Here is a 20,603-nt window from a genome sequence, read left to right on the forward strand (position 1 = left end):
GATGCCACCCACATGCCATACGGATGACACATTCCTGGCGTAGGGCGGGGAATGGCGATGCCGAACCGTCCCGCCACAAAGGCCTTCCGCGTCAACGCCCGCCTAATCCACCCGCAAGCCCAACTGCCGTGCCACAGCACCATAGCGGTCGATATCGGCCGCGATGACCTGGCCAAACTGCGCCGCGCTTTGCTGCACCGGCGTATAGCCCTGTTCCCGCAGCGATTGCTGCATGGCGGGCTCCGCCAGAATCTGCGCGAGCACGGCGTGCATGCGCTGCACCAGGGCATCGCCAGTAGCGGCGGGCGCGAGCAGGCCATGCCACTGCTCCACGGCAAACCCGGCCACGCCTTGCTCGGCCACCGTGGGCACCAGCGGCCACTGCGCAAGGCGCTGGGGCGCGGTGATGGCAATGGCCCGCACGCGGCCCGCTTCGATCAGCGGCGCAGCGCTGCTGGCCGTCACCACGCCCAGGGGCACCTGGCCTGCCGCAATCGCCGTGATGGCCGGCCCGCAGCCCTTGTAGGGCACATGCTGCAAATGCACTTGCGCGGCCTGCGCCAGCATTTCGCCAGCCATGTGCTGCGGCGTGCCGTTGCCGCACGATGCAAACGGCAGATCCTGCACTTGCGCAGCGGCCCGCGCATCGGCCAGGCTGTGCAGCGCGCTTGCCTGCGGCACCACCAGCACCGAGGCAATCGTGCCCACGTTGAAGACCGCCTTGAAATCTTGTCGCGGGTCAAAATCGAGCTGCTGGTAGACCGCCGGGTTGATGGCAAACGAGCTGTTCACCATCAACAATGTGGCGCCGTCGCCCACCGCTTCGGCCACATGGCGCGCGCCAATGTTGCCGCTGGCACCGGGCCGGTTTTCCACCACCACGCTCTGGCCAATGCGCTGCTGCAGGGCGGCGCCCAGCTTGCGTGCCAGCAGATCGGTGCCCCCACCGGGCGGAAAGGTCACGACGATGGTGATCGGCCGGTCAAAACGGGCCGCCGCCATGGTGCTGCCGCCCAGCCACAGGCCTGCGGCCATGCAGGCCGCCGTGGCGGCTGCGACCCACCACCAGGAAATGCGTTTGGGAAATCGGGGCATGGTGCGCCTCCTTGCAAGGTTGGTGTGCTGCGCTGCGGCAGGTTCAGGCGTCGAGGCCGATATCCAGCACCTTGGCGCTGTGCGTCAGCCAGCCCACGGCGATCTGGTCCACCCCGGTTGCGGCCACGTGCGGCGCGGTCTCGGGCGTGATGCGGCCCGAGGCCTCGGTCACCGCCTTGCCTTTGCACATGGCCACAGCCGTGCGCAGCGTCTCCAGGTCCATGTTGTCCAGCAGCACCACGTCAACGCCCAGTTGCAGGGCGGATTCCAGCTGCGCGAGCGTGTCCACTTCCAGCTCGATCTTCACCATGTGGCCCACGCCCGCCCGCGCGCGGCCCACGGCGGTGGCCACATCGCCTGCCAGGGCAATGTGGTTGTCCTTGATGAGCACGGCATCGTCCAGACCGAAGCGGTGGTTGCTGCCGCCACCCACGCGCACCGCGTATTTCTGCAGCGCGCGCAGGCCCGGCATGGTCTTGCGCGTGCAGGTGACCCGCGTGCCGTAGGGCCGAATGGCCTGGGCAATCGAATAGGTAGCGCTGGCCACGCCGCTCAGGTGGCACAGATAGTTCAGCGCCGTGCGTTCAGCCGTCAGAATGGCGCGGCTCTTGCCGCTGATGCGCGCGATCTCCATTCCCGGCGCCAGCACCGTGCCATCACCGCACAGCGGCTCGAACACCAGGCCACTGTCGAGCAGATGAAAGGCCAGCCGCGCCAGATCCAGCCCCGCCAATACGCCCTCCTGCCGCGCCACGAGGCGCAGGCTGTCCTTGGCATCGGCGGGCACGATGGTGTCGGTCGTCAGATCGCCAGCGCGGCCCAGGTCTTCGAGCAGGGCCATGCGCACCATCGGCTCCAGCATCACATCAGGCAAGGGAGGTACGGGCAGTGCGGCTGTCTTATTAATGCTCATTTTGAGTATTTAAAGGGTAAAAAAGGGGCGCGACGAGCCTTGTTCGTTGCGCATTCACTTATGCTAAATATGAGCATAAATATTGTCAAGGCTTGTCCTTTTGAGCGCATCCGAACCCATACCCTGCGGACGACCGTTTTGGCAACTGCAGGCGCGCATCTATCGTCTACCGCATCGGCCTGCAGTGCAGGTGCAGAAATAGCAGTTAAATATGGCTTCAGCAGCCAACCAGCATACGCTAGCAGCTATCTTTTTTGAATAAAATAGTGATCAGCTGCGCGCCAGGGGCAGCTTGTTTCCGGCAATGGCCCGCTCCATCAGCACATTGCGACGAAAGCGGAACAGTTTGGCGGGCCGGCCCGCGCCCACCGTGCTCATGTGGCCGGTGTCTTCCACCAGGGCCTGCTGCTCGATCAAACGGCGAAAGTTCTGCTTGTGCAGGCTGCGCCCGGCCAAGGCCTCCACGGTCTGCTGCAGTTGCAACAGCGAAAAGCTGTCCGCCATCAGCTCAAAAACCACGGGGCGGTACTTGATCTTGGCCCGCAGGCGCGCCATGCCGGTGGCCAGAATGCGGCGGTGGTCGTTGCGCATGGCTGCACCCAGCAGTTGGCGGCCTGCGGGGGCGGCCACGCCGTCGCGCCAGGCTTCGGCCACCAGGCCAGCTTCAAAAAGCAGTTCGTAGCGCTGCAGCACCAGTTCTTCGTTCCAATCGCTGCCCTCCAGGCCAAAAGTGACGCTAGCGCGCTCCCATCGAGCGCTTTTAGCTATATTTTCAGGAGCATCATTACTCCATGCGCGCAAGGCGGGCGCAATGCACTGGCTGAGAATGTCGGGCGCGCCGCTGCGCCAGTCCTCCCAGGGGAAATAGCGGTACCAGTCCTGCCAGCCCGGCTGGGCATCCCCCGCGTCATCCAGCTCGCGCGTCAGCGCCAGGTAGCTGATGGAGATGGCGCGCATGCCCACCTCCTGCGAGCGGTCGCGGTCGGCAAAGGTGTAGAGTTGCTCGACAAAGCCGAGCGGGTGGTGGGTTTGCGTCTCCACCCAGGCCCGCAGACTGGCCTGCAGCGAGCGGTGGTTGGCGGTGAACGGCCCCGCAGGCAGGGCGTCACCGCCATGCGTGGTCAGGATGCGCGGCTCGCCGCCCGTCACCGCCACCAGCACCGCCACCAGATCGGCCTGCACCGAATGCTGCTCGCGCTCGGCAGCGCTTGGCGCGGTAGGTGCAACGGCATTCATGGCAGCGGCGGATGGTGTCACCAGGCAGGACTTTCTCGGAAATTCGTTGGGATGGCTCGGACCGCGCGATGGCGCAGAGGTCGCAAGGGATGGCGAAGAGGCTCTCCGCGCGGTCAAAGGCTATCTTATAACGGCTTGCAGCGGCATTGCGCCGCGCCCGCCCGCCAACAAAAAGCCCGCTGGCAATGCAGCGGGCTTTGTGGGGCCGTACCACCAGCGCAGGGGCCATGCGCTGACAGTTCAATGGCAGGTTCAATCAGACGTTGAACAGGAAGTTCAGCACATCGCCGTCCTTGACGATGTATTCCTTGCCTTCGGCGCGCATCTTGCCCGCTTCCTTGGCGCCCTGCTCACCCTTGAACTGGATGTAGTCGTCGAACGAGATGGTCTGCGCACGGATGAAGCCGCGCTCGAAGTCGCCGTGGATCACGCCGGCAGCCTGCGGGGCGGTGGCGCCCACGGGCACGGTCCAGGCGCGCACTTCCTTCACACCTGCGGTGAAGTAGGTCTGCAACCCCAGCAGCTTGAAGCCAGCGCGGATCAGGCGGTTGAGGCCGGGCTCTTCCAGGCCCATTTCTTCAAGGAACATGTCGCGGTCTTCGTCGCTCATTTCCGACATTTCGGCCTCGATCTTGGCGCAGATCGCCACCACGGGCGCGCCCTGGGCTTCGGCGTAGGCTTTGAGGCTGTCGAGCAGCGGGTTGTTCTCAAAGCCGTCTTCGCTGACGTTGCCCACAAACATGGCAGGCTTGGCGGTGATCAGGCAGAACTGCTTGAGCAGGGGCGCGTCCTCTTTGGACACGGGCACGATGCGGGCAGGCTTGCCTTCGTTGAGCACAGCCTGGATGGGCGTGAGCAGCGAGACGAGCTTGGCCGCTTCCTTGTCGTTGCCCGACTTGGCTGCCTTGCTGTAGCGGTTGAGCGCTTTTTCGACGGTGGCGAGGTCTGCCAGGCACAGCTCGGTCTGGATGACTTCGATATCGGCAATCGGGTCGACCTTGTTGGCCACGTGGATCACGTTGGGGTCTTCAAAGCAGCGCACCACGTTCACGATGGCGTCGGTTTCGCGGATGTGGGCCAGAAACTGGTTGCCCAGGCCTTCGCCCTTGGAGGCGCCAGCCACGAGGCCCGCAATGTCCACAAACTCGACGATGGCGGGAACGACACGCTCGGGCTCGACGATCTTCGAGAGCTCGTCCAGGCGCGGGTCGGGCACTTCCACCACGCCAGTGTTGGGTTCGATGGTGCAGAAAGGATAGTTCTCGGCGGCAATTCCAGCCTTGGTCAACGCATTAAAAAGGGTGGACTTGCCAACGTTTGGCAAACCGACGATGCCGCATTTGAGGCTCATGGCAGTGCTTTCTCTATTCTTTCGGACAAACCCGGCATTTTAAGCCGAAGCGGTTTTGCGGGCGGCACTGGGGCATATTCAGACGCTTCACCGCCACCCGCAGCGCAGGCGGCAGCAATTCAAAAACAATAGCGGCAGGCGCTCACCCTCTGGCCGCTGCAGCTGTTTTTCTCACTAAATCCGTTGCTCAATCAAACTGCAGCACGCCGCCGACCCGGTCGCCCACCCGCAGCAGGCCGCCTGCGCCCGCAGGCACGATGGCGTTCATGCCAAAGGTGACGGCGCCATCGAGCCGGTCGTCGTGGCGGTAGGTCTGCAGGGTGTCGGTCACGCTCGTGCCGCTTTGCGATGTGGCCGGGTCGATATCGGGAATGGGGCAGCGCGCGCAGGGCTTGACCAGCGGCAAATCCAGCCACTGGCGGCTGTCTGCATTGCCCTGGTGCACCGCCAGCGCCTCGATGCGGTCTTCGTCGTGCGACTGGAAGCCCTGCACCACGATGTTGGCGCGAAAGCGGTGCGCCACCACCGCGCTGTGGCCGCCCTGCGTCAACCGGTCGTTCAGCTCATCCACCGAGGCCTGGCTGACCACGAGGATCGGATAACCATCGGCAAACTGCGTGGGCGCATCGGCGCCGCGCGTCCACTTCTTGCTGGCCAGGCGCTGCGCCTGCGGTGCCATGCGCACCAGTGCGCATTCCTTCTGCAGAAACTGGCTGAACCAGGCGTTGATGGCGTCTGGCGCCTGCAGCGCGGGCACGTGGTCGTCCCACACGCGCACGCTGCGCTCGGGGCCGGTGAACGCCATGTCCACAGTCAAGGGCTCCATGCCGGGGGCCGTCACCGTCATCACGCCACCTTCGATCGCAGGCTGCACCAGCACCATGCGGGCGATTTCGCGCTGCGTGATGAATTCGCCACGCGCATCCACCAGCATGAAGGCACGGTCGTGCTCCAGACCGGTCGGCAGCAGGCGCGCACTTTGCACCGCAATGCCCGCGCAGGACTTGATCGGGAAAATCCACAACTGGCCAATCTGGCCGGTCACGTCGAAGAAATCGGTGTCTACCATGGTCGTACTCTTGTTTGATTCTTGGCAAACCACACTGTAACGAGTAAATGGCCCGCGCTCCACGCCTACTACAATAGTCCGCCTATGGCTTCTGAATTCGATGTTTGTATTCGCGGCGCCGGCATTGTGGGTCGCACTCTGGCCTTGCTGCTGGCGCGCGAGCGCATGCGTGTGGCGCTGGTCGATACCGCCCCCTCCCCCGGCAACAGCGGCCATGGCGATGTGCGGGCCTATGCGCTCAACCAGCTCTCGCGCGAAGTGCTGCAATCGGTGCGCAGCTGGCCCGAAAACGCCTACGCCACCCCCGTCACCCGCATGGATGTGTATGGCGACGCGGGCGGCGAAGTGCATTTCGAAGCCGAGCGCCAGGGCGTCGATGCCCTCAACTGGATCGTGGACGTACCCGCGCTGGAAGCCCAACTGGCTGCCGCCGTGCGCTACCAGCCCATGGTGGAAGTGGTGGCAAGCCCGGTGAACGCCAGCCTCACGGTGGTGTGCGAAGGCAGGCACAGCCGCACCCGCGAGGAGTTTGGCGTTGAATTTGCCACCATGCCCTACCACCAGACGGCCATTGCCACCCGTGTTCAGTGCGAGGTGCCGCACGGCCAGGCCGCGCGCCAGTGGTTCTCGCCAGCAGGCGACATTCTCGCCTTCTTGCCGCTGGGCGGTGTGGGCGCCAGCGAAGTCGCCGTGGTCTGGTCGCTGCCCGAAAAGCAGGTACCCGCCCTCAAGGCGCTGGCCGATGACGAATTTGCCGATGCGCTGCAATCTGCCAGCCAGGGGGCGCTCGGGCGCCTGACGGTGGTGGCCGAGCGCGCCGCATGGCCGCTGCAGCAATCGGTGGCGCGCCAATGGTGCGGCCCCATGCCCGGCAGCGACGCCCTGCGCGAACCCGCCAGCTGGGTGCTGGCCGGAGACAGCGCCCATGCCGTGCACCCGCTGGCAGGCCAGGGCCTGAACCTGGGCATGGCCGATGTGGCAGCGCTTGCCCGGCTGCTGACCGGTGAAGACGCCCGCTGGCGCCACCTGGGCGATCTGCGCCTGCTGCGCCGCTACGAACGTGAACGCAAGGCACGCCTCGCCCCCATTGGCCTGGCCATGGACGGTATCCAACAATTGTTTACACGGGCCGAACTGCCACTGGCCAACCTGCGCAACTGGGGCATGAGCGGCTTTGAGCGCAGTGGCCCGCTCAAAGCCTGGGTGACCCGCCAGGCCATGGGTGTGAACTTTTAGCGACCTTGCGGTACAAACCTGGGTTGGCCCGCTCACCCGGGCCTTTGGATTGTTTGAACTTACAGAAAGACTCTCATGCGATTTCTCTCTACCGTGTTGGCCAGTGCTGCCATGGCGGCCAGTTTCAGCGCCAGCGCGCAAGAAGACGTGATCCGCAAGACCCTGGCAGAACGCATTCCCCAGCTGCAGAAGATTGAGGAAGTCAGCGCCACGCCCATGCAAGGCCTGTACGAAGTGCGCATTGGCACCGATGTGTTCTACAGCGATGCCAAGGGCAACTACCTGATCCAGGGCGAGCTGATCGACACCCAGGCCCACCGCAACCTCACCGAAGACCGCATCAACAAGCTCACGGCAGTGGATTTCAACAGCCTGAACCTGAAGGACGCGATCAAGACCGTCAAGGGCAATGGCTCGCGCAAGATTGCGGTGTTCGAAGACCCGAACTGCGGCTACTGCAAGCGCTTTGAAAAGGACCTTCAGAACGTCAAGGACGTGACGGTCTACACCTTCCTCTACCCGATCCTGAGCCCCGATTCGGTCGAAAAGTCGCGCAACATCTGGTGCGCCAAAGACTCCGCCAAGGAATGGGCCAGCCACATGCTCAAGGGTACCGAAGCCCCTGCTGCTGCCGCCAGCTGCGACGTGACCGCCCTGCAGCGCAACATGGAGTTTGGCCGCAAGTACAAGATCACCGGCACGCCCACGATCTTCTTTGCCGACGGCTCGCGCGTACCCGGCGCCATTGGTGCAGAAGACCTGGAAAAACGCCTGAAAACCATCAAGTAAGCACGCGCTCCGCCAGGAGAACATGCGACAACAAGGCCCTGCGGGGCCTTTTTTTATGGCCGAGCCGTCCCCAGATGAAAAGCACCATCCCGACAAGGGAAGGCGGCAGGCGCCCCTTGGCCCACCCATACCCTGCCTATACTGCGCACATACTCTCAGCCATCCGGCCCAGTCCATGAAAAAAAGCATTCCCGTTGCAGCCGCCAATGCCATCCAGTACACCATCACGCCGGTGGATCTGAACGCCCACCTGTACGAGGTGGTGGTCAATATTCCCGAGCCCCAGCCGCAGCAGACCGTATCGCTGCCGGTGTGGATACCTGGCAGCTACCTGGTGCGCGAATTCTCCAAAAACCTGCAGGACATGACGGCCAGCCAGGGCGGGCAGATGGTCGATGCCGTGCAGCAGAACAAGAACACCTGGCAAATCGACGCCAGCGCAGGCGTGCCACTTACCCTGAGCTACCAGATTTGCGCCTACGACAGCTCGGTGCGCACCGCGTGGCTGGATGCGAGCCGCGGCTTTTTCAACGGCACCAGCGTGTTTGTGCGCGTGCACGGTGCCGAGCAGCGGCTGCAGGTGCTGCACATCGAAGCCCCCGCCAGCCAGCCGCGCTGGCAAGTGGCCACCGGCCTGACTGCCATCAAGACCCACAAGAACGGATTTGGCCGCTACCACGCTGCCAGCTACGACGAGCTCGTGGACTGCCCGGTAGAGATGGGCGCGTTCTGGAGCGCGGAGTTCACCGCCCACGGCGTGCCCCACCGCTTTGTCGTGGCGGGCGCAGCGGCAAGCTTTGATGGCGAGCGCCTGATTGCCGACACCAAGAAGATCTGCGAGACCGAAATCCGCCTGTGGCACCCCAAGGGCAAGCCGCCGTTCGAGCGCTATGTGTTCATGCTCAATGTGATGGACGACAACTATGGCGGGCTGGAGCACCGCAACTCCACAGCCCTCATCTGCGGCCGACGCGACCTGCCGCGCAAGGGCCAGGCGTCCGATGGCAACAAGGCCGGCAGCGGCTACACCACCTTGCTCGGCCTGATCAGCCATGAATACTTCCATACCTGGAACGTCAAGCGCCTGCGCCCCATCGAGCTGGCCAGCTATGACTACGAGCGCGAGAACTACACCGAGCTGCTGTGGTTCTTTGAAGGCTTTACCAGCTACTACGACGACCTGATCCTGCGCCGCGCGGGCCTGCTGGACAATGCCGAATACTTGAAACTCCTGAACAAGACCATCAACCAGGTGCTGCAGACCCCCGGCCGCCATGTGCAAAGCGTGGCCGAGGCCAGCTACGACGCCTGGGTCAAGTACTACCGCCAGGACGAAAACACGCCCAACGCCACCGTCAGCTACTACACCAAGGGCTCGCTGGTGGCGCTGTGCCTCGACTTGAGCCTGCGCCGCGAAGGCAGCACCACGCTCGATCAGGTGATGCGCGCGCTCTACAAGCAATGCAAGGGTGGCCCGATGCGCGAGCAGGACCTGTTGGATGTGCTGCACACCCTGACAGCCCGCAGTTGGACCACCGATATCGCCGCCTGGGTGCATGGCAGATTTGACCTGCCTGTTGCTACACTTTTGCAAGCGCACGGCGTTCAATGCAAGGGCGACACACCCCAGATCGCCCAGCAACTGGGCCTGCGCGTGAGCGAAGGCGCTGCCGGCATCGGCATCAAGGTCGTGCTGCGCGGCAGCCTCGCCGAAGCCGCTGGCATGATGGCCGGAGACGAATGGATTGGCATCGAGCCCGTGCAAGCCACCGCCCAGGCGGCTGGCTGGCGGCTGGGCAAGCTCGACGACCTGCTGCTCTACGCAGGAGACGCCAGCCAAGTGCTCGCCCTCGTCGCCCGCGACAAGCGCCTGCTGCGCCTGCCGCTGCAGTTGCCTGCCGCCACAGCTCCAAAAATGGCAGAAAAGGCAGCGACAAAAGGTCGCAAACCCACCACAAAAACCGCCACACCTGCAGATACCGTCACACTCTCTGTCGCCGATGAAAAATCGGTCAACTGCTGGCTGGATGGGCGCTAGACAGCGACAGCTTTCACTGAACAGGTACCCTGATGTGCCAAGTTGCACCACCTGCTGCGCCGCAGCAGCGGGCTTGGTGTAGGATGCCTGACGAACTATGCAGGTGCCAGCGGGCCGCTGGTGCCAGACCAACCAAGGAGACAGACCGTGGCCTATGAAATGATCGAAGTGCGTGTCGAAGCCGAGAAGGTCGGCGTCATCACGCTCAACCGCCCCAAGGCACTGAATGCGCTGAACGACCAGCTGATGAACGAGCTGGGCGACGCGCTCAAGCAGTTTGACGCCGACAAGCGCATTGGCTGCATGATCATCACCGGCAGCGAAAAGGCATTTGCTGCAGGTGCCGACATCGGCGCCATGGCCAAGTACAGCTTTGCCGACGCCTATGGCGGCGACTACATCACCCGCAACTGGGAAACCATCCGCTCCATCCGCAAGCCGGTGATTGCAGCGGTGTCCGGCTACGCGCTGGGCGGTGGCTGCGAGCTGGCCATGATGTGCGACTTCATCATCGCAGCCGACAACGCCCGCTTTGGCCAGCCCGAAATCAAGCTGGGCGTGATTCCCGGCGCCGGTGGTACGCAGCGCCTGCCGCGTGCCGTGGGCAAGGCCAAGGCCATGGACATGACCCTGACCGGCCGCATGATGAATGCCGAAGAAGCCGAGCGCGCCAGCCTGGTCAGCCGCGTGGTGCCGCTGGACAAGCTGATGGAAGAAGCCCTGGGCGCGGCCATCATCATCAGCGGCTTCTCGCAGCTGGCCGTAATGGCCGCCAAGGAATCGGTCAACCGCGCCTTCGAAGGCAGCCTCAACGATGGCGTGATGTTTGAGCGCCGCCTGTTCCACGCGCTGTTTGCCACCAACGACCAGAAAGAAGGCATGGATGCCTTCGTGAACAAGCGCGACGCCAAGTTCACGCACAGCTGATGGATAGCTGACGAGTAGCCGTTCGATAGCCGCTCGAGCCTCCTGGCAGACTCCCAAGAAAAACGCCGCATGACGCGGCGTTTTTGCTTCTCCTCACTCCGTCTATCCTCAACTCAGTCCTCAACTCAGAATCTGGCCATTCTGCGCCACTGTCACGATATCGGTATAGGTATTGCCCTCGCGTGCGTCCTTGCCGTAGCGGATGCGCAGGCCGCCCAGGTCGAAATCGTTCATGCTTTCCAGACCTGCCATCACGCTGTCGCGGTCGATCCTTGCACCCGCTCGGCGAATGCCTTCGGCCAGCACCCGGGCATCGGCATAGCCCTCCAGGCTGACCAGCGAATCGCCACTGAAATTGGATGCGCGCATGTCCGCACGGTACCTGCGTGCCAGCTCGAATCGCTCCGCATTGGGTGGCGGCACGATCACCGAGAAAATCGGCCGCTCGGGCTGCTTGGCCATGGCTGCCAGATTGGGAGCGCTGCCGCCCAGGGACAGCGCAAACGAGATTGCCGAGCCGCCCGCTGCGCGGTAGGCCTCGTGAAAGGCAGGGAGCGTGCCCACCAGACTCATGATCAGCACCTGCGCGGGCACAGCAGCCAGCGCCTTGGCAGCAGGGCCGACTTCGAGGCTGGCCGTGCCGGGCGTGCTGGCAATGCCCACGGCCTTGATGTTGCGCCGCGCAAGCGCCGCATTGAAGCCATCGAGCACCGACAGGCCAAACGGATCATTGGGATAGACCAGGGCGATCTGCTTGAGATTGAGGGTGTCGGCAAAGCGCACCAGGCGCTCCAGCTCCACGTCGTAGTTGGTGCGCACCCAGAACACATTGTTCGCCCCGCGCTTGTGCAGCGCCGTGGTGCCTGAGTTGGGCCCCACGATGGGTACCGTGCGCACGGCGTTCATCACCTCGGCCGTCTGGCGCGTGCCCTGGGGATGCAGCAATGCCACCACGCCTGCATCCGAGGCGAACTTGACCGCGTTTTCCTTGGCCTTCGCAGGGTTGAACTCATCGTCTGCCATCACCAGCTCAATCTGGCGGCCATTGATGCCGCCTGCGCGGTTGATGGCATTGAAGCAGGCCTGCGCCCCCTGGAACAGACCTTGGCCGTTGGGCTTTTCCACACCGCTGTTGGCAAAGGTGGCTGCCACGCGAATGGGTGCGGACTGCGAGCGCGCAATGTACGGCGCCCCGGCAATCAGCGCCCCGGATGTCTGGAGCCACTGGCGGCGCGACCATTGCCGCTGCCCGGCTGCCCTGTTCTTGTCTGGCGTCTGCATGGCGCCTTCTCCTTGAGTGATTTCTTGCGGATCCGCGGGATATTTCCGTCCCACCGGTCGATAAAGCAGGCGCCACTATTGGGAAATGCCTACATATTGTCAACAAAATTTACATATGCGCGCATGATCTTTTACACACTCGGGTTTGTCGTTATTGATGAATGTCCTGGGCTATGCAAATCCGCACGGATGATTCGTGCAGCTATCTGCAAAAGTGCCGCGAAATTTCTTCGGGCTGAAATTTCGATATATAATGGCGCTCTGCCGGTCGTATAGCTCAGTTGGTTAGAGCGCAGCATTCATAATGCTGATGTCGTAGGTTCAAGTCCCACTACGACCACCAGACAACAAGCCGCAGTGTTCGCAAGGACACTGCGGTTTTTCTTTGCGCAGGCGCATTCAGGCCTCAAGACTGCGGTTCGCTGGCACCTTGCCGTGCGCGCGCAACCTGCACCGTTGGTGAAAAAGAGCGCAATTGTGCTGCAGCGCGTCCACTTTGCCCCTACAATGCGCCCTCCTGGTCGTATAGCTCAGTTGGTTAGAGCGCAGCATTCATAATGCTGATGTCGTAGGTTCAAGTCCCACTACGACCACCAGACAACAAACCGCAGTGTTCGCAAGGGCACTGCGGTTTTTGCTTTTGCATGGCAATGCCACGCGCGCGCGCCTTGCAATCCGCCTGCCGGATCGCCGGACCGCGGCAATTGCAGCGCAAGAATGTCGAGGCACGGAAAAAGCCGCCGCGTTACAGTGGAATCACTCCATCCGAAGGGACCCTTGCCATGCCACACATCACCCTGCTCCCCACCCCGCCACGTGCGCCCGCGCAGTTGAACTACAGCGTGGTGCCCTGCTCGCTGGGGCTGGTGCTGATTGCCACCCGCAGCGATGCGCCCACCGCCCTCGGCCAGCAACTGCCCCCCCTGGCCGTGCTGTACTTTGGCGACGAAGCAGCGCCCCTGGTAGCAGAACTGGCGCAGTGCTACCCCAAATCCGCCCTGGTGCGCGACGACGCGGGCCTGGCCGCACTGGCGCAGGCCGTGCAGGCCGCGCTGCAGACGCCCGCATTGGCAGCCCAGGTACCTCTGGTGCTGGGGGGAACGGCGTTCCAGCAGAAGGTGTGGCAGGCCCTGTGCCAGATTCCTCCGGGCCAGACCCGCAGCTACAGCGAGCTGACGGCGCTTTTGGGCGACCCCAAGGCCGTGCGCGCCGTGGGCCGGGCCAATGGCGCCAATGAAATTTCGCTGCTGGTGCCCTGCCACCGGGTGATCGGCAAGGACGGCTCGCTCACCGGCTACCGCTGGGGGCTGGAGCGCAAGCATGCCTTGCTCGCGACCGAGGGGTTTGCCGCCCAGACGCAGCAGAAAGAGCTGATCTGATCAAAACGGCTGCAGGCGCTCACGCCATGGGCGCAATGAGTTATAAAAACAATAGCAAACAAGGAACATGCAAGACCTGTTCAGCACTGACGAGGCCAGTGACAGCCCCCAATGGGAGCGCATTGCCATCGGCGAGCAAGCCTGCGTGCTGCGCGGCTTTGCGCTGCGCTGGCAACAGGCCCTGCTCGATGAATTGACGCTCATCATCCGCCAGGCACCGTTTCGCCACCTCGTCACCCCCGGCGGGCGCCACATGCAGGTGGCGATGACCAATTGCGGCCAGTTTGGCTGGTACAGCGACCGCCTGGGTTACCGCTATGTGCGCGCCGATCCGCTAAGCGCCCAGCCCTGGCCTGCCATGCCGTCGAGCTTCATGGAACTGGCTGCGCAGGCCGCTGAAGCTGCGGCGCTTGCCGCGTTTGCGCCCAATGCCTGCCTTGTCAACCGCTACACGGTAGGGACGCGTCTCACCCTGCACCAGGACGAAGGCGATGCCAGCCAGCCGATCGTCTCTGTCTCGCTGGGCCTGCCCGCCATTTTTCTGTGGGGAGGCCATGAGCGCGGCGATGCCACGCAAAAGCTGCCGCTGCAGCATGGCGACGTGGTGGTGTGGGGAGGCGTGGACCGCATGCGCTACCACGGCGTGATGCCGGTCAAGGACGGGGCTAGTCCCGTGCCGCATCCGCTGCTGGCGGAGCAACGGATCAACCTGACCTTCCGCCGCGCGGGCTGACCGGGCGCGCCCGGCGCAACAAAAAAGCCCCGCGCACAGTGCACGCGGGGCAACAGGAGGTTGGCAATCTGCAGTACAGGGTCAGGCGGCAGAAACGGCCTTCTGCCAGGCGTCGTACAGGTCTTCGCCCTCATCGCGCACGCGGTGGCTGACCAGCGCCATCTCGCGCTCTCCCTCTGGCTTGGCCAGTTGCTCATAGCCGCGCGCGGCAGACAGGTCGTAGGGCTCGCCGTCTTCATTGGAATAGGCGTAGTACACCGTCTTCACGCCAGCCAGCAGCATGGCCGTGTAGCACATGGTGCAGGGGTAACCGCTGGCGTACACCACCGCGCCCGACAGATCGGTGCTGCCCTGGGCCTTGGCGGCCATGCGTACCGCCTGCATTTCGGCGTGCGCCGACGGGTCGCACAGCTCGTCCACCTGGTTCACCGCACGGGCCAGCACCCGGCCATCCTTGACCAGCACGGCGCCAAAGGGCCAGGTGGCCTGCTTGCGGCCTTTGACGTTGCCCATGGCCAGGCGTATGGATTCAATCAGGTACTTGCCGGTGTCGTTGTTGTCGTTGCTCATGAAATCATTCCCTCGGATGGAAAAACAAGGATCAGCTGCCTCGGTAGGTGTTGAAGAACCATGGCGAGCACAGCATGGGGACGTGGTAGTGCTGGGCCGCGTCAAAGATGGAAAAGCGCACCAGCACCTCGTCCGACAGGGCCGTGGGCTCCTTGAAATGCTCGCCCACGTAAAAGCGCAGCTCGAAGTCACCGGTGCGCGCGGCGGTGGCTGCCATCATGGGCGCATCGGTGCGCCCATCGGCGTTGGTGCGCGTGCTGGTGATGCGCTGCGCAGGTGTGTGCGCAAGGTCATACAACTCCACCCGCATGCCGCTGATGGGGCGGCCGGTGGTGAGGTTGAGTACATGGGTGCTGATGCCTGCCATGGCGTTCCTTTCGATCAAGTAGCGTTGCGGCGGCTCAGCTGCCGCGCGAGTAGGTGTAGCTCCAGGGGCCGAACTGGATCGGCAGGTGGATGCGCTCTGCTGCATTGGTGATCTGAAAGCGCACCGGCAGCTTGGAGAGAAACGGCGGCCGCGGCAGCTGGGCGCCCCTGGCTGCGAAATACGCATCCACATGCAGCAGCAGCTCGTAACGGCCGGTGCGGTAGCTGTCGTCGATCAGGAGCGGCTCGTCGGCACGGCCATTGGCGTTGATGGTGAAGCTGCGCACCAGCGCATAAGCATCTCCATCCCAGCGTGAAAAATCGATGCGCAGGCCAGTAGCGGCCGTGCCGTGGTAGGTGTCGATGGTGTGCACCGTCAGCCGTGGGCTTGCGCCATGCAGCACGATGGGGCCCGTGCCCTGCGCGGGTGCAGCAGGCGATGCAGGCGCATCGGCTGCCAGCGCGCCCCGCGCGGCCACCAGGGCAGAAGCCCCCAGGGCAAGGCCGCCCAGGGCAAACTGGCGCCGAGCCGGAGCCTGGGGCAGGCCATCCTGGGGCAGGCCACCCTGGGGCAGGCCAGCCTGGGGCTGTGTGCCCTGTGGCGCAGAGGAATGTGATGTCTGGGTCATGAACCGGTCTCCTCGGGTGCGGCCTCAGCGGCCCTGGCCCTTGCGGCGCTGCATGCGGGCAATGAAAGCAATGGCAAGTACCGCTGCAAGCGCTTCCACAATCGCCACCAGGTACAGGCCCGGCGCCACCTTGCCGGTGGATGTCTTGATCAGGCCCATCAGGTAGGGCGCACCAAAGCCGGCCAGATTGGCGACCGAGTTGATCAGCGCCACGCCCACGGCAGCGGCGCCGCCGCTCAGCAGCATGTTGGGCATCTGCCAGAACACGGGGATCGCGCTCATCGTGCCAATGAGGGCCAGCACCATGGCCGTGAGCGCCAGCACCACCGGGATGCTGGCCATGCCCATGGTGATGGCCAGCGCCAGCATGCCGGCAGCGCCCAGCAGGGCCGAGCCTGCAAAATGCCAGCGCACCTCGCCACGCTGGTCCGAATGGCGGCCATTGAGCACCATGCCCGCAGCGCCCAGCAGATAGGCGGCGCCCGCAATCCAGCCCACCTGCATGGGGGTGGTGAAGCCCGCTTCGCGAATGACGGTCGGCATCCAGAAGGTCAGCGTGGAATTGGCGCACAGCAGGCAGAAGAACACGGCGATCAGCAGCCACACCATGGGGTTGCTGAACAGGGTGCGCCAGTCGCTGTCGCGCTCGCCCTGGGCCTTCTGGTCAAGCTCCAGCTGCTGGCGCACGATGGCGCGGTCCGCGTCGGTCAGCCACTTGGCCTGCTCGGGGCGGTCGGTCATGTAGAAATAGGCCACGACACCGGCCAGCACCGAAGGAATGCCTTCGATGATGAACAGCCACTGCCACCCGTGCATGCCGTGGGCACCTGCCGTCCAGGTCATGATGCCGCCCGCCAGCGGGCCGCCCAGCACACCGGCAATGGCCGAGGCCGACATGAAGGTGCCAAAAGCCTTGGCGCGGCGCTTCGATGGATACCAGTAGGTCAGGTACAGGATGACGCCGGGGTAGAAGCCTGCCTCGAAGGCACCCAGCAGAAAGCGCAGGATGTAGAACTGCGTAGGTGTCGTCACCCAGGCCTGCAGGATGCAGATGATGCCCCAGCCGATGGTGATGCGCATCACCGTCTTCTTGGCGCCGATCTTCTGCAGCAGCATGTTCGAGGGCACCTCGAACAGGAAGTAGCCGATGAAGAAGATGCCTGCGCCCAGGCCATAGACGGCTTCGCTGAACTTCAGGTCATCGAGCATCTGCAGCTTGGCAAAACCGATGTTGACGCGGTCCAGCCAGGCCAGCACCCACAGCACACCCAGAAAGGGCAACAGCCGCCAGGAGATCTTGGAATAGGTGGCGTCGACCTCGTCGATGGAGGTCGCCGCACCACTGAGGGGCACACTTTGAGCGTTCATTGCAAGTCCTTGTCTCGGGAATTTGTAGTTGGGTTTGCGAACGCTTGCATGGTCGCGGCTTGCGGCAATATGCGAAACTAGCCAGCTGCTATGAGCCGCATAGCAAAACGCATATTCATAGGGAAAACACGTGTCTCGCAGCGAAGATCCATTCGATACCTACCTGCTGCGTGTGCTATGCACATTGATCCATGAGAAGAGTGTGTCGCGCGCCGCCATACGGCTGAACCAGTCGCAGCCTGCCATCAGCGCCGCGCTGCGGCGCCTGCGGGCCATCTTCAACGACCCGCTGCTGGTGCGTGACAAGAACCGCATGGTGCCCACCGCGCGGGCACTGCAGGCGGTGGAGCAGGCGCGCGCCGCGCTGGGCCTGATCGACGGGCTGCTCACCTCTGGCAAGGAGTTCGCAGCCGAGACCACGCAGCAGCGTTTCACCATTGCCGCGCCCGATTACCTGGCCCCACCCTTCATGGCGCGCGTCGTCCAGCTCATGCGCGCCCAGGCACCCGGGGCGCGGCTTGCCATACTTCCGCTGGGGCAGAATTTCGACTACGAACAGGCCCTGCAGAATGCCGAGGTGGACATCGTCATCGGCAACTGGCCCAGCCCGCCGGAGCACCTGCACATCTCCACGCTGATCGAGGACGAGGTGGTCTGCCTCATGGATGCCAGCCACCCGCTGGCTGCGCCAGAAGAGCTGACGGCAGAGCGCTACCTGCAGGCGGCGCACGTGGTGTTCACGCCCTACTCGCCCGACCAGCGCGGGGTGGTGGAATCGAGCCTGGGCACCATGCGGGTGAGCCGCGATGGCCGCGTGCAGTGCACCTACTTCTCGCAAGCCCCGGATCTGCTGGTGGGCACCGACCTGCTGCTGACCACCAGCCGCCACTTCGCCGCCTACCACGCCAGGCGTCTGCCCCTGGCCATGCAGCCGCTGCCGGTGGGCAACCGCGCCATGCGCTTCTACCAGCTATGGCATTCGTCGCGGCACCGCGATGCCTCCCATATCTGGCTGCGCGGCCTGCTGGGCCAGGCGTCGCAGGCCCTTGTAGAGCTGGCGTAGCCGAATGCTATACGGGCTATAACAAGCCAGGACTGGGAGGCGGGAAACGCGCTTTCTACACTGGCTCCATGACTACCACCTCCACCCACCCTACCCCTTCGCTCGACGAACTCAACACCATGGCGCATGGCGACTTCGTGGCCGCACTTGGCGAGGTGTTCGAATATGCCCCCTGGGTTGCAGAATCGGCTGCGCGCCAGCGTCCGTTCGCGGGCATCGACGCACTGCACGCCGCCATGCTGGCCGCCGTGCACACCAGCCCGCGCGAGCAGGCAGTGCACTTTCTCTGCGGCCACCCGGAGCTGTCAGCCAGCGCGGTGCGCTCCGGCACGCTGACCAGCGATTCCCAGCAAGAGCAGCAAAGCGCCGGGCTCGGCGATCTGGAAAAGGAACAGGGCGAGCGCCTGGCAACACTGAACCAGACCTACCGCGCGCGCCACGGCTTTCCATTCATTGCCTGCGTGCGCCACTACACCCGCATGGGCCTCTTTGCCGAGCTGGCCTCGCGCACCGAGCGCGACACCGAGCAGGAATTTGCCGAAGCCCTGCGCCAGATCGGCTTCATCAGCCGCCTGCGGCTGGCGCAGCGCGTGCGCACGGCTGGCCTGCAGGCAGCGTGAGTCCATCAGCCCTTTCCGGTCGGTGAACTCTCGCCGCTGCCGGCAAGCTCCTGCGAGAGCCAGTCGATGAAACTGCGCACCTTGGGGGCGAGGTAGCGGCGGCTGGTGTAGATCGCGTACAGGGTCACGGTGAGCGCACTCCATTGCGGCAGCACGCGCACCAGTTGCCCCTGGGCCACCTCCGCATCCACCAGCCAGCCGGGCAGAAAACCGATGCCCATGCCCGCGCGCACGGCGTGCAGGCTCAGGTTGGAATCATCCGACAGCAGCGCCGGGGGCAAGTGCAGGGGCACGCTGCGCCCGCCCTGGCTCAGTTGCAGAGGGCCCGTGGCCACATAGCTGGGTACCACGGCGGCGTGTCGCATCAGGTCTGCGGGCTGCTGCGGATGGCCTGCGCGCTGCAGGTAGGCGGGCGCCGCCACCAGGTAGAAAGGCACCTCGCACAGCGGGCGGGCAATCAGGTGCGGCGCGGGCTCGGTGGCGGCGCGCAGGGCCATGTCGTAACCTGCGGTGGCCAGATCGATCTTGTGGTTGTCGAGGTGAATGTCCACCAGCACCTCGGGGTAGCGGGCGCGGTAGCTCGCCAGTATCTGGGCCATGCGAGGCGTGGCACACCACACCGGCGCACTGATCTTGAGCTGGCCGCGCGGCGCCTGGTGGTGCTGGCCGATCTCCTGCGCCGCCGCATCGAGCATTTCCAGCGCCTGGCTGCTTTGCGCATACCAGCGCTGCCCGGCTTCGGTCAGGCTCAGGTGGCGGCTGCTGCGGTTGAGCAGGCGTGCACCGAGGCGCTTTTCCAGCTGGGCCACATGCTTGCTGGCCATGGACGCCGAGATATCGAGCCGCTGCGCGGCCAGCGCAAAACTGCCGCTGTCCACCACCTGCCGAAACACTTGCATGCTGGTGAGCTGGTCCATGGTTTCTTATCAAGAAATTGATCCATGCATTTTAGGCCCTTGGTTTCCTGAACAAGCAGCTCTACATTCATGGCAAGGAGTTTTTTCCATGACCACCACCGTGACTGCCCCCACTGTTTCTCCCGCCCCTGCGCACCCCCAGCGGCTGCCCGTGTACTTCATCTCGCACGGCGGCGGCCCCTGGCCTTGGATGCCTCAGATGGCGCCAACCTATGCCAACCTCGCCACGTCGCTGGCCGACATGCCGCGCCAGATTGGCCGCACGCCCAAGGCTGTGCTGATGGTGTCTGCCCACTGGGAAGAGTCCACGTTCACCGTGCAGGCCACGCCGCAGCCCGGCATGATTTACGACTACGGCGGCTTTCCGCCCGAAACCTACCAGATCCATTACCGCTCGCCCGGCTCACCCGCGCTGGCGCAACGTGTCACCGAGCTGCTCGCCCAGGCAGGCATTGCGGTCGAGGCAGACGCCGAGCGCGGCTACGACCATGGCATGTTCTCGCCAATGCGCGCCATCTATCCGGAGGCGAATGTGCCGGTGGTGCAGCTGTCGCTGCGGCGCGGGCTCGACCCCGCCGAGCACCTGGCGTTGGGCCGCGCACTGGCAGCCTTGCGCGATGAGGACGTGCTGATCATTGCCAGCGGCCTCTCGTACCACAACCTGCGCGCCTTTGGCCCGCAAGCGCATGCGCCAGCAAAAGCCTTTGATGACTGGCTGGCCGACACCATGCTCGACGCCACCCCGGCCGAGCGCACGCAGCACCTGATCGACTGGGAAACCGCCCCTGCGGCCCGGCTGGCCCACCCGCGCGAAGAGCATCTGCTCCCGCTGATGGTGGCCGTGGGCGCAGCCGAGGGCGACCAGGCGGTGCGGGTGTACCATGAAGACGCGTTCATGGGCGGGCTGGCGGTGTCGAGCTATCGTCTGGACGCGTAAACGGCAGCGCGACGGGACTCACCAACGGAATGGAAAGGTGGACAAGGCGGCATCCTCCGCCCTGCCCCTCCAAAAACCCGCCCTCG

The 20,603-nt window shown here is 64.3% G+C and carries 20 protein-coding genes and 2 tRNA genes; 11 read left to right on the plus strand and 11 right to left on the minus strand.

What is annotated here, in order from left to right; translation table 11 throughout:
• Nucleotides 1-102: 102 nt before the first annotated feature.
• The 5 genes from ABIE32_RS14485 to ABIE32_RS14505 form a co-directional block, all read right to left on the minus strand.
• Nucleotides 103-1,095, minus strand: a complete 993-nt coding sequence (locus tag ABIE32_RS14485) for a tripartite tricarboxylate transporter substrate binding protein (protein WP_429017208.1) — start codon at nt 1,093-1,095, stop codon at nt 103-105.
• A gap of 43 nt (nt 1,096-1,138) precedes the next feature.
• Nucleotides 1,139-2,008 (minus strand): carboxylating nicotinate-nucleotide diphosphorylase, encoded by an 870-nt coding sequence (nadC, locus tag ABIE32_RS14490; RefSeq protein ID WP_429017210.1) that lies wholly within the window; start codon nt 2,006-2,008, stop codon nt 1,139-1,141.
• Between the two features lie 270 nt (nt 2,009-2,278).
• The gene (locus ABIE32_RS14495; RefSeq protein WP_224151340.1) at nt 2,279-3,244 is read right to left on the minus strand and encodes an NUDIX hydrolase; all 966 of its coding nucleotides are present in this window, start codon (nt 3,242-3,244) and stop codon (nt 2,279-2,281) included.
• Between the two features lie 256 nt (nt 3,245-3,500).
• Nucleotides 3,501-4,595, minus strand: coding sequence for a redox-regulated ATPase YchF (gene ychF / locus ABIE32_RS14500; RefSeq protein WP_184706161.1), 1,095 nt, complete (start codon nt 4,593-4,595; stop codon nt 3,501-3,503).
• 187 nt (nt 4,596-4,782) lie between these two features.
• Nucleotides 4,783-5,664 carry an MOSC domain-containing protein gene (locus tag ABIE32_RS14505; RefSeq protein WP_429017212.1) on the minus strand — a complete coding sequence of 294 codons (882 nt, stop codon included), beginning with the start codon at nt 5,662-5,664 and terminating at the stop codon, nt 4,783-4,785.
• An 84-nt stretch (nt 5,665-5,748) separates the two neighbouring features.
• Between ABIE32_RS14505 and ABIE32_RS14510 the strand changes: the two genes are divergently transcribed.
• The 4 genes from ABIE32_RS14510 to ABIE32_RS14525 all read left to right on the plus strand — a co-directional run bounded on the left by ABIE32_RS14510 (nt 5,749) and on the right by ABIE32_RS14525 (nt 10,654).
• Nucleotides 5,749-6,900, plus strand: a complete 1,152-nt coding sequence (locus ABIE32_RS14510; RefSeq protein ID WP_429017215.1) for an FAD-dependent monooxygenase — start codon at nt 5,749-5,751, stop codon at nt 6,898-6,900.
• Nucleotides 6,901-6,975: 75 nt separating this feature from the next.
• Nucleotides 6,976-7,689 carry a DsbC family protein gene (locus tag ABIE32_RS14515; protein ID WP_184706167.1) on the plus strand — a complete coding sequence of 238 codons (714 nt, stop codon included), beginning with the start codon at nt 6,976-6,978 and terminating at the stop codon, nt 7,687-7,689.
• 175 nt (nt 7,690-7,864) lie between these two features.
• Nucleotides 7,865-9,727 (plus strand): M61 family metallopeptidase, encoded by a 1,863-nt coding sequence (locus ABIE32_RS14520; RefSeq protein WP_429017218.1) that lies wholly within the window; start codon nt 7,865-7,867, stop codon nt 9,725-9,727.
• Nucleotides 9,728-9,874: 147 nt separating this feature from the next.
• Nucleotides 9,875-10,654 carry an enoyl-CoA hydratase gene (locus tag ABIE32_RS14525; protein ID WP_224151335.1) on the plus strand — a complete coding sequence of 260 codons (780 nt, stop codon included), beginning with the start codon at nt 9,875-9,877 and terminating at the stop codon, nt 10,652-10,654.
• A 120-nt stretch (nt 10,655-10,774) separates the two neighbouring features.
• Here ABIE32_RS14525 and ABIE32_RS14530 read toward each other — a convergent pair whose 3' ends face one another.
• Complete coding sequence (locus ABIE32_RS14530) at nt 10,775-11,935, minus strand: ABC transporter substrate-binding protein (RefSeq protein WP_429017221.1); 1,161 nt, start codon at nt 11,933-11,935, stop codon at nt 10,775-10,777.
• Between the two features lie 266 nt (nt 11,936-12,201).
• Between ABIE32_RS14530 and ABIE32_RS14535 the strand changes: the two genes are divergently transcribed.
• The 4 genes from ABIE32_RS14535 to alkB all read left to right on the plus strand — a co-directional run bounded on the left by ABIE32_RS14535 (nt 12,202) and on the right by alkB (nt 14,047).
• Nucleotides 12,202-12,278 (plus strand) — tRNA-Met (locus ABIE32_RS14535).
• Between the two features lie 176 nt (nt 12,279-12,454).
• Nucleotides 12,455-12,531 (plus strand) — tRNA-Met (locus ABIE32_RS14540).
• Nucleotides 12,532-12,717: 186 nt separating this feature from the next.
• Complete coding sequence (locus tag ABIE32_RS14545) at nt 12,718-13,314, plus strand: methylated-DNA--[protein]-cysteine S-methyltransferase (protein ID WP_429017223.1); 597 nt, start codon at nt 12,718-12,720, stop codon at nt 13,312-13,314.
• 67 nt (nt 13,315-13,381) lie between these two features.
• Nucleotides 13,382-14,047 carry a DNA oxidative demethylase AlkB gene (gene alkB, locus ABIE32_RS14550; protein ID WP_429017225.1) on the plus strand — a complete coding sequence of 222 codons (666 nt, stop codon included), beginning with the start codon at nt 13,382-13,384 and terminating at the stop codon, nt 14,045-14,047.
• Nucleotides 14,048-14,128: 81 nt separating this feature from the next.
• Here alkB and ABIE32_RS14555 read toward each other — a convergent pair whose 3' ends face one another.
• The 4 genes from ABIE32_RS14555 to ABIE32_RS14570 are packed head-to-tail and all read right to left on the minus strand — an operon-like array spanning nt 14,129 to nt 16,980.
• Entirely contained in the window at nt 14,129-14,617 is a 489-nt protein-coding gene (locus ABIE32_RS14555) for a nucleoside deaminase (RefSeq protein ID WP_429017227.1), read from the minus strand.
• A 31-nt stretch (nt 14,618-14,648) separates the two neighbouring features.
• Nucleotides 14,649-14,984: a hydroxyisourate hydrolase gene (gene uraH / locus ABIE32_RS14560; RefSeq protein ID WP_429017230.1), complete on the minus strand. Its 336-nt coding sequence runs from the start codon at nt 14,982-14,984 to the stop codon at nt 14,649-14,651.
• Nucleotides 14,985-15,018: 34 nt separating this feature from the next.
• Complete coding sequence (locus ABIE32_RS14565) at nt 15,019-15,612, minus strand: hydroxyisourate hydrolase (protein ID WP_429017232.1); 594 nt, start codon at nt 15,610-15,612, stop codon at nt 15,019-15,021.
• Between the two features lie 24 nt (nt 15,613-15,636).
• The gene (locus tag ABIE32_RS14570) at nt 15,637-16,980 is read right to left on the minus strand and encodes an MFS transporter (RefSeq protein WP_429017234.1); all 1,344 of its coding nucleotides are present in this window, start codon (nt 16,978-16,980) and stop codon (nt 15,637-15,639) included.
• A 130-nt stretch (nt 16,981-17,110) separates the two neighbouring features.
• Here ABIE32_RS14570 and ABIE32_RS14575 point away from each other — a divergent pair, with 130 nt between their 5' ends.
• On the plus strand, nt 17,111-18,043 hold the full coding sequence (locus ABIE32_RS14575; protein ID WP_429017236.1) for a LysR family transcriptional regulator: 933 nt from the start codon (nt 17,111-17,113) through the stop codon (nt 18,041-18,043).
• A 68-nt stretch (nt 18,044-18,111) separates the two neighbouring features.
• Entirely contained in the window at nt 18,112-18,663 is a 552-nt protein-coding gene (gene uraD / locus ABIE32_RS14580) for a 2-oxo-4-hydroxy-4-carboxy-5-ureidoimidazoline decarboxylase (RefSeq protein ID WP_429017237.1), read from the plus strand.
• A gap of 5 nt (nt 18,664-18,668) precedes the next feature.
• On the opposite strand, the gene ABIE32_RS14585 is transcribed toward uraD, so the two are convergent.
• Nucleotides 18,669-19,580, minus strand: a complete 912-nt coding sequence (locus tag ABIE32_RS14585; protein ID WP_429017239.1) for a LysR family transcriptional regulator — start codon at nt 19,578-19,580, stop codon at nt 18,669-18,671.
• An 88-nt stretch (nt 19,581-19,668) separates the two neighbouring features.
• Here ABIE32_RS14585 and ABIE32_RS14590 point away from each other — a divergent pair, with 88 nt between their 5' ends.
• On the plus strand, nt 19,669-20,517 hold the full coding sequence (locus ABIE32_RS14590) for a DODA-type extradiol aromatic ring-opening family dioxygenase (protein ID WP_429017241.1): 849 nt from the start codon (nt 19,669-19,671) through the stop codon (nt 20,515-20,517).
• Nucleotides 20,518-20,603 lie beyond the last annotated feature (86 nt).

The sequence above is a fragment of the Comamonas sp. 4034 genome (assembly GCF_050434545.1).
Taxonomy (GTDB): domain Bacteria; phylum Pseudomonadota; class Gammaproteobacteria; order Burkholderiales; family Burkholderiaceae_C; genus Comamonas; species Comamonas odontotermitis.

What these genes read in the sequence shown, in the direction of transcription:
- ABIE32_RS14485 (WP_429017208.1), bottom strand. Translation starts at nt 1,095, where the DNA reads ATGCCCCGATTTCCCAAACGCATTTCCTGGTGGTGGGTCGCAGCCGCC.
- nadC (WP_429017210.1), bottom strand. Translation starts at nt 2,008, where the DNA reads ATGAGCATTAATAAGACAGCCGCACTGCCCGTACCTCCCTTGCCTGAT.
- ABIE32_RS14495 (WP_224151340.1), bottom strand. Translation starts at nt 3,244, where the DNA reads ATGAATGCCGTTGCACCTACCGCGCCAAGCGCTGCCGAGCGCGAGCAG.
- ychF (WP_184706161.1), bottom strand. Translation starts at nt 4,595, where the DNA reads ATGAGCCTCAAATGCGGCATCGTCGGTTTGCCAAACGTTGGCAAGTCC.
- ABIE32_RS14505 (WP_429017212.1), bottom strand. Translation starts at nt 5,664, where the DNA reads ATGGTAGACACCGATTTCTTCGACGTGACCGGCCAGATTGGCCAGTTG.
- ABIE32_RS14510 (WP_429017215.1), top strand. Translation starts at nt 5,749, where the DNA reads ATGGCTTCTGAATTCGATGTTTGTATTCGCGGCGCCGGCATTGTGGGT.
- ABIE32_RS14515 (WP_184706167.1), top strand. Translation starts at nt 6,976, where the DNA reads ATGCGATTTCTCTCTACCGTGTTGGCCAGTGCTGCCATGGCGGCCAGT.
- ABIE32_RS14520 (WP_429017218.1), top strand. Translation starts at nt 7,865, where the DNA reads ATGAAAAAAAGCATTCCCGTTGCAGCCGCCAATGCCATCCAGTACACC.
- ABIE32_RS14530 (WP_429017221.1), bottom strand. Translation starts at nt 11,935, where the DNA reads ATGCAGACGCCAGACAAGAACAGGGCAGCCGGGCAGCGGCAATGGTCG.
- ABIE32_RS14545 (WP_429017223.1), top strand. Translation starts at nt 12,718, where the DNA reads ATGCCACACATCACCCTGCTCCCCACCCCGCCACGTGCGCCCGCGCAG.
- alkB (WP_429017225.1), top strand. Translation starts at nt 13,382, where the DNA reads ATGCAAGACCTGTTCAGCACTGACGAGGCCAGTGACAGCCCCCAATGG.
- ABIE32_RS14555 (WP_429017227.1), bottom strand. Translation starts at nt 14,617, where the DNA reads ATGAGCAACGACAACAACGACACCGGCAAGTACCTGATTGAATCCATA.
- uraH (WP_429017230.1), bottom strand. Translation starts at nt 14,984, where the DNA reads ATGGCAGGCATCAGCACCCATGTACTCAACCTCACCACCGGCCGCCCC.
- ABIE32_RS14565 (WP_429017232.1), bottom strand. Translation starts at nt 15,612, where the DNA reads ATGACCCAGACATCACATTCCTCTGCGCCACAGGGCACACAGCCCCAG.
- ABIE32_RS14570 (WP_429017234.1), bottom strand. Translation starts at nt 16,980, where the DNA reads ATGAACGCTCAAAGTGTGCCCCTCAGTGGTGCGGCGACCTCCATCGAC.
- uraD (WP_429017237.1), top strand. Translation starts at nt 18,112, where the DNA reads ATGACTACCACCTCCACCCACCCTACCCCTTCGCTCGACGAACTCAAC.
- ABIE32_RS14585 (WP_429017239.1), bottom strand. Translation starts at nt 19,580, where the DNA reads ATGGACCAGCTCACCAGCATGCAAGTGTTTCGGCAGGTGGTGGACAGC.
- ABIE32_RS14590 (WP_429017241.1), top strand. Translation starts at nt 19,669, where the DNA reads ATGACCACCACCGTGACTGCCCCCACTGTTTCTCCCGCCCCTGCGCAC.